Annotated in this window: 11 protein-coding genes; 2 read left to right on the forward strand and 9 right to left on the reverse strand. The window is 33.0% G+C overall.

Annotated features, from left to right (window positions below):
* The first annotated feature begins 179 nt into the window (after positions 1-179).
* On the forward strand, positions 180-1,097 hold the full coding sequence (locus H0I41_RS05150) for a prenyltransferase (RefSeq protein WP_135014485.1): 918 nt from the start codon (positions 180-182) through the stop codon (positions 1,095-1,097).
* Positions 1,098-1,242: 145 nt separating this feature from the next.
* Here the strand turns inward: H0I41_RS05150 and H0I41_RS05155 are convergent, their stop codons facing one another.
* Entirely contained in the window at positions 1,243-2,184 is a 942-nt protein-coding gene (locus H0I41_RS05155) for a restriction endonuclease (protein ID WP_135014486.1), read from the reverse strand.
* A gap of 38 nt (positions 2,185-2,222) precedes the next feature.
* The gene (locus H0I41_RS05160) at positions 2,223-3,140 is read right to left on the reverse strand and encodes a restriction endonuclease (protein ID WP_161978222.1); all 918 of its coding nucleotides are present in this window, start codon (positions 3,138-3,140) and stop codon (positions 2,223-2,225) included.
* A gap of 63 nt (positions 3,141-3,203) precedes the next feature.
* On the opposite strand from H0I41_RS05160, the gene H0I41_RS05165 reads away from it, so the two are divergent.
* Positions 3,204-4,331, forward strand: coding sequence for a restriction endonuclease subunit S (locus H0I41_RS05165; RefSeq protein ID WP_135014488.1), 1,128 nt, complete (start codon positions 3,204-3,206; stop codon positions 4,329-4,331).
* Between the two features lie 65 nt (positions 4,332-4,396).
* On the opposite strand, the gene H0I41_RS09475 is transcribed toward H0I41_RS05165, so the two are convergent.
* From H0I41_RS09475 to H0I41_RS05200, 7 genes are all read right to left on the reverse strand, one after another.
* A complete protein-coding gene (locus tag H0I41_RS09475; protein WP_167739990.1) occupies positions 4,397-4,594 on the reverse strand; it encodes a restriction endonuclease subunit S in 198 nt (65 codons plus the stop codon).
* Positions 4,595-4,664: 70 nt separating this feature from the next.
* Entirely contained in the window at positions 4,665-5,714 is a 1,050-nt protein-coding gene (locus H0I41_RS05175) for an IS30-like element ISLjo1 family transposase (RefSeq protein WP_011161461.1), read from the reverse strand.
* A gap of 100 nt (positions 5,715-5,814) precedes the next feature.
* A complete protein-coding gene (locus H0I41_RS09400; RefSeq protein ID WP_238461386.1) occupies positions 5,815-6,819 on the reverse strand; it encodes a restriction endonuclease subunit S in 1,005 nt (334 codons plus the stop codon).
* The gene (locus H0I41_RS05185; RefSeq protein WP_135014695.1) at positions 6,812-8,455 is read right to left on the reverse strand and encodes a type I restriction-modification system subunit M; all 1,644 of its coding nucleotides are present in this window, start codon (positions 8,453-8,455) and stop codon (positions 6,812-6,814) included. Before H0I41_RS05185 ends, H0I41_RS09400 begins: the two co-directional genes overlap by 8 nt.
* A 13-nt stretch (positions 8,456-8,468) precedes the next feature.
* On the reverse strand, positions 8,469-11,567 hold the full coding sequence (locus H0I41_RS05190) for a type I restriction endonuclease subunit R (RefSeq protein ID WP_135014697.1): 3,099 nt from the start codon (positions 11,565-11,567) through the stop codon (positions 8,469-8,471).
* Between the two features lie 159 nt (positions 11,568-11,726).
* On the reverse strand, positions 11,727-12,986 hold the full coding sequence (locus tag H0I41_RS05195) for a tetratricopeptide repeat protein (protein WP_135014699.1): 1,260 nt from the start codon (positions 12,984-12,986) through the stop codon (positions 11,727-11,729).
* A 99-nt stretch (positions 12,987-13,085) separates the two neighbouring features.
* Positions 13,086-13,361 (reverse strand): HU family DNA-binding protein, encoded by a 276-nt coding sequence (locus tag H0I41_RS05200; protein ID WP_004894504.1) that lies wholly within the window; start codon positions 13,359-13,361, stop codon positions 13,086-13,088.
* Positions 13,362-13,397: the final 36 nt, after the last annotated feature.

Consider the following 13,397-nt stretch of genomic DNA (forward strand, 5'->3'; position numbering starts at 1 on the left):
GTTTCTTTTTTATCTTTAAAGATAAAAAGTTTGGAGTTAACTCCAAACTATGCTCAAAAAAGTCACAAATTTGGAGTTAACCCCAAACTTTTGTTTATCAACTACAGCGCCCTATTTTACATCAATTAAAAAACGAGTATTATAAATTAAGGATTTCGTTTATAATATCGAGGAAAACAATGGAAAATAAAATTACTTGGGCAGCCTTCTATGAACTATCAGAAATTTATATTGCGCCTTTAAATCTAATTTGGTTCTTATTTGCCAGTGCAATTGCCTATCAGGATTTTCACTATCTAAATATCATCAATATTTTACTCTGCTTTTTAGATGTCTTTTTATTTGATCTAGCAGTTAATATTGCAGATGACTATTTTGACTATTTGCACGGCAAGGATCCGCATTTCTTAACTGTTACTAACACTATTGGTCGTATGAAACTCTCATTACCTGCAGTTAAAAAATTAATGGTTATTATGTATATTGTTTCAGCTATTCCAGGCCTAATTTTAGTATACCGAACTAACTATATCGTTTTAATACTAGGGATGATTGGCTATTTCTTTGGAATTTTTTATACTGCTGGTCCTAAGCCACTTAATGCAACCAAATTTTGTGAATTAATTGTTAGTGGAATGATTTCAGTTTTCATTATCGAAGTTGGCGTGTATGTTGCAATTTGTGGACAATACACTTTTACCTGGAACACTTTCTTAACGACTCTACTTAAGTGTTTACCAATATTCTTCTTATTTTTTGCCACTCAACTAGCTAATAATACCTGCGATTTACGTGAAGATCTTATTAATGGTAGAAAGACCTTTGCAAGTTATCTTGGAACTAAAAAATCGATTTATTTATTGAAAATCCTTACCATTCTGGGCTTTCTTACTCCCATTCTTTTAGCAGCTATAAACCAAATTAGCTGGTTTAATACTCTGGTTGTGCTAATAACCCCATTTTTATGGAAAAATTTACAGACTTTCTTCAATAATCCGGACAAGCATAAAACCTATATGATTTTCATCAAAAACGAATCCCTGTACTTCACAATTTACATTGGTCTATTTTTCATTTTGTCCTTAATAAAAAGATAGCAAAAAACTACCGACTTTAAGTTAAAAATCGGTAGTTTTTATTTTTGCGCGCGTTTTTTAACCGCTTTGCGTGCGATTAATTACGTTTTCAATAAAAATTATAAATTCTCCGCAATTTTATCTGCTTACCGTGAATTATACCTTACTACTGCTCAAAAAAGTCATCGTCAATGTCATATAATTCATAAGTTTGACTAACTTGTACTCCCACTTTATATTGGATCATCAAGTTAGTAAGCATTTCACCATCAACCAAAGCAATATTTAACTGCTTTGCTGCTTCTTTTGCATCCTTAGTAAATGAAGAGGTAGTAATAAAGACTCCCCGATCAGCTTGTTTTCGCCGTAATGCCCCGAAAAAGCTATTAATCTCTGGACTACCAACAACATTATTTTCTGCATATCTTTTTACTTGAATATAGACAGTACGCAATCCTAACGGATCTTGATTAATAATGCCATCAATACCACCATCATTAGATTTTTGCGTTACTACGGATTGTCCGTTTGTACCTTTGTAGCCCATCGCATTTAAAAGTTTTACCATCATTTCTTCAAATTGATACGGATCAGTCTTTCGCAACTTTGCAATCAAGGTTTCTGAAAGATCACTATTTTGCTTTTCAAACCAATCTTTAATTTGTTTTTCGCTTAATTCAAAGGTTTGTTCTTCAGTAATTTCGTTGTCAAATTCTTTTTTACTCTTTATTTTCTTCTGATGCTCTAAATAAGCAGGCTGTGAGTGAATATATTCTCGCGTAATGTTTAACCCATATTTATTCAAAGCATGTTGGCCGAGAGTAGTAATCTGATACAAGCCTCTTTTGGGTGCAGCTAATAAACCCGAAATTTTTAAATCACTCAAAGCCCAATTAACTCGGTCTGCTGCTACTAAATCATGGTATTTTGACGAATACCGTAATGTCATAAGTTCTTCTGGTAAGTTAATTTCATTTAAAACGCTTTGTATTAATTCTTGTCTTTTCCAGAGATTTTTAGTACTTGTAACTTGTAAAATAGGTCCGAGAAAAGCATCCCAAGTTGGCATTCCATTATCACTGTGTTTTAAAGTTTTGTAGTCTATCATCGAATTTTCCTAATAGCCTTTAAGTCCATCATTCATTCTTAATCTTTTTCGAAATAGTAGTCATCAAGGGTATAAGTTTGAACAGGCGTGATATGTAATTGATATTTTTCAATCAGATCACACAACTCTTGCCCATCAATTAATGTCACTGTTCTATTTCCCTGCATAGCAATTTGCTCTGCAGAATTTGTATAGGAGCTTGTGGTTACAAATATTCCATATTCAGCATTAAATGAATCCATTGTTCCTTTAAAATCACGAATTTCTGATTCACCCACTAGTCCCGCTGTATACCTTTTACATTGAATCGCAACACGACTGGTTCGAAATTCATTCGCTCTAAAATAACCAAAACCATCTATGCCATGATCCCCACTAAGTTTAATACCCTTAATCTTATCAATTTTTACACCCATTTTAGAAATTAATAATCGTAAAAAACTTTCAAATTTTGCGGGAGAAAATTTCTTAATCTGTTCCAGTAACTGTGATTTCCAAGCATCTTCTGCGGTATCTTGTTCGTCTAAAGAGTTGCCTAATTCAGATTCAACAATTTCCTTAGCTTCGGTATTATTCTGTTTAGCTTTATTTTTTTCATAACGTAAAGTATTTTTCTTATTCCAATATGCTCCGATTTTTTGATTTTGTAACTCATCCGGATAGTTAGTAAGATCAGCTGATCGACCACTATCTGTTAGTATCACATCTTGCCCTCTCTGCAAAGGTTCCACATAACCTACTATTTCAAGATTCTTCAAGCCAAAATTAAAGTCAAATAAAAATGGACTATAGGATCCGTTCTTAGTCTTTTTACGAAAGTAAACCTTATCATGGTCCAAACCATCAATTTCACTCTCAGCAATTTCTTTTTTTATATCCTTACGGGATGCTGTACCACCTAAATTTCGTAAGGCCAATATAATAGCTTTTTGTACATCTCTTCGTTTATATTCCATAATCATCATCCTAATGGCTTTTATCTAAAATATTACTAATTTAAGTATATCAAAAATGGTACTATGCATTTTCCTCTTCTTGTTTGGGAGCAACGTAAGTTTGAGTCTTTAATATATCCTGAAAAAATAAAAAATAAAAATAACTTGCAGTTACCAGCATACTCAATTTCAAATAAGAATGGATTCATTGCTCAAACTGATCAATTTGGAAAAGATAATACCTATTCTAAAACAGATAAGAAAACTAATTATATAGTTAATCCAGGAGCATTCGCTTATAATCCGGCTAGGATTAACGTTGGTTCAATAGGATATCAAAACTTAGCTACACCGGTCTTAGTTAGTTCCCTGTATGAAGTTTTTAAAACTAATTCTCAAATAAACGATCTTTTTCTAATATATTGGTTTAAAACTGATAAATTTTTTAATCAAATAAAAAAATATGAAGAAGGAGGTGTTCGACAATACTATTTTTTGGATAAACTTCTTTTTTCTGAGATAATTATTCCTAAGGATGCTAGGGAACAACAAAAGATTTCTAAAATATTAAAAAAGTTAGATTACTTATTTTCTCTTCAGCAACGAAAATTGAAACTATTTGATCAACTAAGAAAGACTTTATTAGAATATTTGATTTCTGAACAGAAAATACCGATAGTTAGATTTAATTCATTCAGAAAGGAATGGAAAGTATTTAGATTACAAAATCTCATTATTAAAACTACAAAAGGAAAGGCAAAAGCTGACATGGTTGGTAATCGTTCCATTTATCTAGATACAGCCTATTTAAATGGTGGAGCACTTTCTACAGTAGATGCACCTACTGATGTTTATAAAGATGACATAGTAATATTATGGGATGGTTCACTTGCTGGTAAAGTGTATCATGGCTTTAGTGGAGCTTTAGGCTCCACTCTTAAAAGCTTTACCCCTAAATATTCGGGAGAATACCTTTTTCAATACTTACAGAGATCTCAAGAAAAAATATTTAAAAATTATCGTACACCTAATATTCCTCATGTAGTTAAGGACTTTATTACTATTTTTAAAGTAAATGCTCCTTCTTTAGAAGAACAAAATAAAATTTCTACTATTTTGGAATCAATAGATCTATTAATTGACAATCAAAATACTAAAATAAAAAAGTGGAAAAAGATAAAAGAACATCTTTTACAAAAAATGTTTATTTGATTAGCTATGAAATTTTAAAATCTTTCTATGTTCAAATTCAATATCGATAGAAAGAATGGACACTGTTAAAGAAATAGACTTTGAAGTAGGAATTTTTTTAGATTTAAAAGATACGATATTTTTTTATTTTTATTCTTTTCTATTAAATCAAAGTTTATTAATAAATTGGCTATTTTAGTTTGTTCTTTAAAATTTGGAACCCATAATTTAAAATCTTCTACATCTTTTTTTGATAAATTAATTTGAGACATTCCCGCTGCCATTTTTTTAAAATAGCGCTGTTTAAGATTTATATATTTTCGCAAATTGCAATAATAAATTGAACACTTTTAGTTAAGCTGCTTGATAGATTAGATCTAATTCTCTTTCAAAGATTTCATCTGGTGTATGATAGGCCAGTATCTTTCTTGGCAAAGAATTGCACCAGGTTTCAATATTAATGATGTCTTGTAAAGAATAGTTAGCTATTGCTTCTCCCTTAGGAATGAATCTGCGAATAAGACCATTGTGTCTTTCAACTGTTCCCTTATCACAAGAAGTGTAAGGATGGGCATAGTAAACCAGTGTATTGGATACTTTTTCTAGGTTGGAAAGATCTGCAAACTCTGAGCCATTATCAGTGGTAATGGTTTTAAAAATATCATTCCAATGTTCGCTGTATTGCCTTTGGAGTTCTTTAAAGGCCTGCATGACACTGACAGAAGTCTTGTCAGGAATACGAAGAATTAAAAACTCACGACTCATACGCTCAGATAAGGTTAGCAGTACCTCATCATCTTTGCTCTTATGTCCGAGAACTAAATCGCATTCCCAATGACCGAATTCATTACGTTTATTGATCTCTTTAGGACGTTCTTCAATGCTTCTGCCAAGTTTTTTCTTATTTTTGCGAATACGATGAAGCTTAGTATTGCGTTTAAGCTTCTCTGGCAAGTCGTAATTATAAATTCCTAATAAGCCTTGATCAACGTAATTATAAAGAGTTTTGGTGCAGACAACATCGCTGCTAGCGAATTCGCCAACAGCAGTAGCACGATTACTGCACACATCAAGCGACCAGCCATCTTTAAAAAAATGCTTGTGGACATAGCGCATGAATTGAGCTTTCCTGAGAAAGTCTGATTTGCGCCCACAATTTTTACGATGAGCTTTATATGCATCATGCCCTTGAGTAGCCTTATATTTTTTGACTTTACCATGATACAGTTTTACAGTGCCACGCTTAACCTCATAGCTGATAGTAGAAGGAGAACAGTTAAGTTCACGGGCAATTGCACGCAAAGAATAGCCATCTTTCAAACGCAATTGAATAATAACTCGCTCTTCAAATGATAAATGCTTGCCTTTAACGTGCTGGTTCATGGTAGAATGTAAAGAGTCCATTTTGACCTCCAATAGAAAGTTTTTGTGGTTATTAACATTCTATCAAACAGGTCCGAATGGACTTTTTATTTTTTATCAAGTGTTCAATTTAATTTTACAATCAGCGATTTATATATTTTGAAATAAAAACAGCATTTAGGTTTTCATTTGGAGATAAAGATGCCACCCGCTGATTTAATATATATTTATTATTTGTTGGTATAACTGCAGAAGTACCTATTAGTTGACCATGGGCAATATCACTTAAAATCATTACAATATCATTTTTTCTTAAAGTAGGGAATTGTTGATTAATATATTTACCTGAAGACTTCAACCTACCTTCTTTAGAAATAGAATTTAGATTGATAAGTTCAAACTTTCCTTTAAGTAACTGATGTTGTTCGTGTGTTGTACCATTTTTATAATTTGTAATATTTTTTAATTTTTTCTTATTCCAAGTAGAATTTAAATTAAATTTGATAGGAATTCTATCATTAAAATTGGGATAAATAGATAGACTTATCATCCTTTTTAATAATTTTAATTGCTCTAATTTTCGTTGCTGAAGAGAAATTAATTTGTCTATTAGTTTAAAAACTTTACTAATATCTTTCTGTTCACTAAAACTTGGAATAAAAAGTAATAATTTTTTTACTTCAGAGTTGGAAATTTCTAAAAAAGTTGAACCAGATGCTTTTCGTAAAGCTTGCTTTTTTAATTTTTTTCCTAAAGAGTATAAGAAATAAACATCCGCTAAATTAGATCTAACTACCCAAGATTGAAAGCCTTGATTAGTTGATCCATCAGTTTTCATAATTGCCATATCACCAATTCCGGCTCTCGATGTAAATAAGATAGTCTTTCCTCCAGGTAGCAATTTTGCAGAACTTTTCTTTAGACCTAGTTCTGAAATCTTTTTTCTGCTTGAGCTTACAAATGTTTGATTACCAATTTCTATAGGTGCATACCAGTTTATATTTCCATTCCAATACTCTTTTATTTTAGTTGAAGGTGTACCTCCACCAATAATTTTAGCTACATCTTCTAACTTACGTTGCTCCCAATCGTCAGTGAAGCCTTTAAAACGTAGTGCTGGTACCTTTTTATCGTTACTTTTAGTCACGCGTTTCTTCCTCCAATTCCTTAATAATGGCATTTAACCCAGCCATTATATCGTCATCTTCAGACGTTAGTTCTTTGAGCATCCCTACCAACTCTTTTTGATTTTTTTGGATCTCAATATTAGTCTCATGGAGATCCGCAGCTACTTTCTTCAAATCCACCGGTGGTTCAGGAATAAAAGTATCTACATATCTAGGAATGTTCAAGTTGAAATCATTTTCTTTAATTTCATCAAAAGAAGCCACATGAGCGTAGCGTTCAACATCTTTACGCTCTTTATAAGTATTGATAATTTTATCAATATCTTCTTCTCTTAATTTATTTTGATTCTTATCCTTCTCAAATCCTTTAGATGCATCAATGAATAAAACATCTTTATTAGGTCTATTTTTCTTAAGAACTAGTACAACTGTAGGAATTCCTGTTGAATAGAACAATCCTGGTGGCATCCCAATAATTGCATCTATTTGATTCTTTTTAAGTAAAGCTTCACGAATTTTACCTTCTTTTGCTCCTCTAAAGAGAACTCCATGAGGTAAAACAATGGCCATAGTTCCGTTTTGATCTAGATGGTATAAGCCATGAAGTAAGAATGCATAATCAGCCTTGGTTTTTGGTGCTAATCCATAGTCTTTAAAACGTGGATCCTTTAATTTACGATCACTATTGTCCCATCTTGCTGAATACGGCGGATTGGCAACCACCACATCAAAAAATCTTGGTCGATCTGTTCCCTGGGCATCTACTCCATCCGGCCAATCTTGCTCTAAAGTATCTGCATTTTTCAAAGTCATTCTATCGTAAGGAACACCGTGCATCATAAGATTCATACGTGCCAGGTTATAGGTAGTAGTGTTTAGCTCTTGACCATAGTACAAAATTTTATTCTTTACTTCATCTTTAAGAGTTAAAAGTAAAGATCCACTACCACAAGCAAAGTCATATACAGATGGTTTCTTATTCTCTTGATCTAATGACACAGTTGCAAGCTTTGCTAAAACTTCTGAAACTTCATGTGGAGTGTAGAACTCTCCAGCCTTTTTACCAGAATTTCCAGCAAATTTAGCAATCAAGTATTCATAGATATCACCTAAAATATCTTTACCATTTTCATCTATGTAATCTACTTGATCAACTAAATCTATAATCTGTGTTAATGCCTTCGCTCTAGACGCTGTAGTATTACCTAAGCGCGAGTTATTTAAATTCATATCATCAAATACACCGGTGAAATCTTGAGTAGCTTTACTATTCAATCTCAAGTTATTATCAAAGCTCTCAAACATACTTTGAAATGTATCAGGTGTAATTGTATTGTTATTTACTTCATTGACAATCGTCTTCCACATATACTGTGGTTCAATTGCGTATCCTAATGAACCAGCAATGTCGTCTAAATAATCAGCAAGATATTCTCCAGCAGCCTCTTTTACATATTCTGCTGTTATCCCACTAATATCATTTGGATTTTCATCAAATACTTTATTATCAAATAAATACTTTTCTTGTCTTTCAGACAAATAACGGTAAAACATGAACCCTAAAATATAGTTTCTATATTCAGAAGCATCCATGTTACCTCTTAATCGATTAGCCATTTCCCAGATTTGGCTTGTCACTTCTTTAGCTGTAGTCATTTATACATCTCTCCTAATATTTTTTAGTAATGTCGTCTGCAAATTCACTTAAAGTTTCTCTTAATCTTCTACGGTATTTAATCTTTGCTAATAATCTAACTTTTTCATCCTCAGCATCTGTCTTATAAACTAATGATGCTTCACGAATAATATTATCGAGTTCACCATCAATATTAAGATCATCTGCACCTTGAACATGATTATAAATAATATCGTTAACCTTTTGATTATCCTTAATATCAACTAATCCCCATTTGCGCTTATAAGCCAAAATTTCTTCACGCATCGAACGATTAGAATATTTTTCTAGGAATCTATCGATATCATCCTGCTTAACAGGATAAGTGGACACTTCGAAACCATCTAAGATACTATCCGTAAATTGATTAATTTGTTCTGCTTTCTTACGATCATCCATTCGATCTGAAAGTTCTTTAATCTGCTTAGCAGTATTTCTTGCCTTTTCTTCTTGCTTTTCATGTTTTTGGTTCATTAATTCAGCTATTAATTGCTTGAGGTAAGTGTATGAAACCCGTACTTCTTTAACGTGCTCCATACTTAAATCAATGTCATTAAAATCCGCACCAATGCGTTTAGCAATTCTCTTCTTTAATGTAATAGCTAATGTTGTAGTCAAGATCTCTTCTTGTTTTTGAGATAATCCAATTTCATTCAAAAATTTTTCAGGCTGCTTCTCATTATAATGATCATCTTGCTTGGCCATTGCCATCAAATGATTGTACTGCTGCAAATCTTTTAACATTTGATCCTGACGATTGGCCTCTATATTTTGTGGCACACTCGTAAATTCATTAGTAGTATTACTGAGTCGATTTACCACTTTTTTCAGTTCTTTCTTTACATCTTTAAATTCAGGAGAAATAACATTTTTTGGAACTTTAGTATCAAGTACTTGTTGCTCATTTGCAGAACTTTTATCACCATATTCAGCCAATGCTTTTTTCATTAATTTTTCGCTTTGAACTGGCCAACGATAATTTACGATTCTTCCAAAAGGCTTAGTTTGCATATCATAGACACGATTAGTTCGAGAATATGCTTGAATTAAAGCTGAACCTTGTAAAGTTCGATCAACATATAAGGTATTCAATTGTGGCGCGTCAAAGCCCGTTAACAATTGATCCACTACAATTACAAGATCTACATAGTTTCCATCATAAATTGTTCGATTTAGTCTTGAAACTAATTGTTCAGTGTATTCTTTAACATCCTTTACACCAAAGGTAGTTCCAAATTGTTCATTATAATCCTTAATTGCTTCTTCTAGCGATCTATTATTCTCTAGCTGATTATCGCTATTAGAATTATCTTGACTAAATGTAATTCCAATTTTTAAAGGTTTCTTCCGCAACTTATTTTGCTTTTTAAATTCTCGATAGAACATCATTGCCATTGGTGTTGAAGCTTTATTTCCACCAACATGAGTAGTAAATAAGGCATTATATTCACTATTTCGCGAACGCTTATCCCAATTATCTAAGACATCTTTAACGACCAATTCGACATGTTTTTGATTATTATCATAAACACTAGGTTCAATCATGTCATCCATATCCTCTGGTTGAAGATTTTCAATTCTATCTTGTATCTGCTTTTCACTGTACTTAGGATACCGAGTCTTAAAATATGCAGGTAAATATTGCTCTTTTAATACTTTATCGGATAGTGTAGTTTCGAAATCAACTTTGAAACCCAAAACATTGCCATCTCTAATAGCATCTACAATAGTATAGGCATGAATTAAATCACCAAAAATATCTCTCGTAGTTGGCGCTTTATCAAAATTAGGCGTACCAGTATAGCCCACCCAAGCCGAACGAGGAAAGGATGTTTTGATACTTTGAAGCATATCCCCAGCTGTTGATCGGTGCGCTTCATCTACTATAAATAAGATATTCTTTTTGGCAATTTCATTAATCCCCTTCTTATCTTTAACTAAAGCAGCCATCTTTTGAATAGAAGTTACAATAATTCCATTACCTTTAGACTTAATTTTTTTAGATAATACCCATCTATTAGCCGCATCAGTAACTACTCCACCGTTTCCATTTTCACCCTTTTCTGGATCATAAGCACTGTATTCATCAACAGTTTGATTAGTTAGAGCTACTCTATCAACTAAAAAAATTACTTTATCTACATTCGGTAATCTTGAAGCAAGCCATGCTGTTTTAAAAGATGAAATTGTCTTACCTGAACCTGTCGCATGCCATATATAGCCAACTCCCTGGTCCTGAATGTCAAAATCATGTTGTCTAACTTTTTCAATAATTGAGCTAGCTGCATAGACTTGATAAGGACGCATGACCTTAATCATTTGTTTCCGTGGCGTACCATCTAAAATCATGTAGTTAGTAGCCATTTGGTGTGCCATTGGTATCGATAACATACTTGCAGTAAATTCTTGCCAATCTAGTACAGGTGTATTATCTTCCTTATGTTGCCATTGAAAAGCAAAAGTCTTATTAAACATTTCATCTGTAGTTCTTGCCATATATTTAGCATCATGTGGTGTCATTCCAACTAAAATTTGCAATGTAGAAAAGATATCACCGTATTGTTCTTCATGAATATAACGATGCATTTGATTTAATGCTTCATCTACATCATGATAGTCAGCCTTTTCTTCAATTTGAATAATTGGCAAACCATTAATTAACAGAGTGGTATCAAAACGCCGATTTGGAAACCCAGGAATGACTGCATCTCTTTCAATTTGATTAACTACTTGATAGCGGGTATTACCTGCACCAATTTGAGCCTGATCAAATACAGTCAAATAAACATGTTTTCCTGAATCTAAGTCAACTTCAACTTGTGATACTCCATTTAGTCCATACAGAAATTGTCCGGCTTCATAAGGAGTTTTTAAATTAGTAATAATCTGTTTTACTTGTGAAAATTCACTAACAGATAATGGGTTATCCAATTTATCTTGATTGTTTTCTTCCAAAATCCTTTTGAAGTTGTTCCAAAGTTCCTCTGTAGTTTTTATTGATGGTTCATATTTCCATTGTTTAACACCACCGAGAGTTTCTAACTTATGGATTAAGTCATCTTCAAATTTTAACTCTGCCTTTTCGATAGCCATTCATTTTCTCCTACTCATAATATCTCTGTATATTATTTTATCTGACTTTCGTTGTAAAGAAACGAAAATATCGAAAAAACTTGGACTCCAAACCGGGTATTTTACATAATAAAAAATATGAACCAAATAAAAAAGCTGGCCAACAAGCCAGCTTTTCTACTACTCTTCACTATTCAATTCATCTAACATATCTTGCATATCAAGATCATCTGGTTGAACTTGCAGATACTTCTTAATCAATTCCTTAGTTGTTGGAATTTCACGCAACTCATAGAACAAGCTAATCATCTGTCTTAAGAAGCTTGCATTATTTTGAAAGGCTGGATAGGCAAGCAAGAACTCACTCTTAGCCTTATCATAATCCTCAAGTCTTTGATAAGAAACAGCCAAATTCCAGTGAGCTTGTGGCTCTAACTCTTCATCGTCAAGATCCTTAAATAAGCCAATATTAGCCTCATCTTGATGCTGGTGAAGATATAAGTTAGACAACTGCAAGCGCAAGTCAGTGTTGTCAGGAGCAACCTCAAGTCCCTTTTTAAGCAAGCGTTCTGCTTCATCTAATTGATTCAAGTTAGCAGCAGCTTTGGCACCCAAACTATACAAAACTTCATCCAATTCATTATAAGATAGACCAGTTTGCGCAGTTCTCAGCACTTCCTCATTATTGTCTTCTGCGGCATAAGCTTGCGCAAGAAGTGGATAGGCATTTACATAATCAGGTTGGGTTTCAATTACCTGGTCTAAATACTTAATTGCAGCCTTATTATCGTTAGCCGAAAGCATAATTAAGCCAGCTTCATAAAGAGCGTCAATACTTAAAATATCATTTTCATGACTCTTAATTTCGTTTGCTGCCTCTTCATACTCACCCAATTTTGCAAGACAAGCTGCAATTCTTTGACTTAAAACTACTTCACCAAAAGTCTTATTATTTTTAGCTAATTCACGGTATAAGTCTAAGGCTTCGCTGTAATCACCACTAAGGTAGTCTAATTCAGCCAAGCCAAAGTTAATGGCATCTTCATCAGGAGCTAATTTATGGGCTTCTAAGAGCTTTTGATGGGCTGTTTCAATTAGCCCATTACTTTGATAGTAATCAGCTAAATCAAGCAAACTTTCAAGATAAGCGTCACTATCTGGCTTTACATCATAAAGTAGCTGTAAGCCATCGTCTTCATCCCCATCATTTAACAAAATTTCAGCTAAATAGACCTTAAACAAGTCTTCTTTAGGAAATTGTCCAATCAAAAAACGATAAACTTCTTTAGAAAGATCAGTAAAACCAAGATCAGTTAAGTTTTCAGCTAAAGAAGCAAGGATTTCTGGATCATCATTATCCAAAGCCTTTTTCAAGAGAATTCGATTATCAGAAAAATCATGATTTTGAATTGCATCTAATAGTTGTTCAGAATAAGTCATTTTTTCACTCTTTTCATTTGTGCTCTCACAATAATTGTACACAAAAAACGTGCCAAGCATACAACTTAGCACGTTTTTATTTTGCTAGTAACTGAACAATTACTTAACAGCATCCTTAAGAGCCTTACCTGGCTTGAATGCAGGAACCTTAGAAGCTGGGATTTCGATTTCAGCCCCAGTTTGTGGGTTACGACCCTTACGAGCTGCACGGTGACGTACTTCAAAAGTACCGAAACCGATCAATTGAACTTTTTCACCCTTAGCAAGATCTTCTTGAATAGAGTTAAAGATTGCATCAACTGCAGCAGCAACTTCTTTCTTGGTTAAGTCAGTTTTAGCAGCAACTTCAGAAACTAATTCTGCCTTGTTTGCCATTCCACTTCACCTCCCAAAATGAACTAATAATATTTT

It is taken from the genome of Lactobacillus johnsonii (assembly GCF_014058685.1).
GTDB lineage: Bacteria > Bacillota > Bacilli > Lactobacillales > Lactobacillaceae > Lactobacillus.

What these genes read in the sequence shown, in the direction of transcription:
- H0I41_RS05150 (WP_135014485.1), top strand. Translation starts at nt 180, where the DNA reads ATGGAAAATAAAATTACTTGGGCAGCCTTCTATGAACTATCAGAAATT.
- H0I41_RS05155 (WP_135014486.1), bottom strand. Translation starts at nt 2,184, where the DNA reads ATGATAGACTACAAAACTTTAAAACACAGTGATAATGGAATGCCAACT.
- H0I41_RS05160 (WP_161978222.1), bottom strand. Translation starts at nt 3,140, where the DNA reads ATGGAATATAAACGAAGAGATGTACAAAAAGCTATTATATTGGCCTTA.
- H0I41_RS05165 (WP_135014488.1), top strand. Translation starts at nt 3,204, where the DNA reads ATGCATTTTCCTCTTCTTGTTTGGGAGCAACGTAAGTTTGAGTCTTTA.
- H0I41_RS09475 (WP_167739990.1), bottom strand. Translation starts at nt 4,594, where the DNA reads ATGGCAGCGGGAATGTCTCAAATTAATTTATCAAAAAAAGATGTAGAA.
- H0I41_RS05175 (WP_011161461.1), bottom strand. Translation starts at nt 5,714, where the DNA reads ATGGACTCTTTACATTCTACCATGAACCAGCACGTTAAAGGCAAGCAT.
- H0I41_RS05185 (WP_135014695.1), bottom strand. Translation starts at nt 8,455, where the DNA reads ATGACTACAGCTAAAGAAGTGACAAGCCAAATCTGGGAAATGGCTAAT.
- H0I41_RS05190 (WP_135014697.1), bottom strand. Translation starts at nt 11,567, where the DNA reads ATGGCTATCGAAAAGGCAGAGTTAAAATTTGAAGATGACTTAATCCAT.
- H0I41_RS05195 (WP_135014699.1), bottom strand. Translation starts at nt 12,986, where the DNA reads ATGACTTATTCTGAACAACTATTAGATGCAATTCAAAATCATGATTTT.
- H0I41_RS05200 (WP_004894504.1), bottom strand. Translation starts at nt 13,361, where the DNA reads ATGGCAAACAAGGCAGAATTAGTTTCTGAAGTTGCTGCTAAAACTGAC.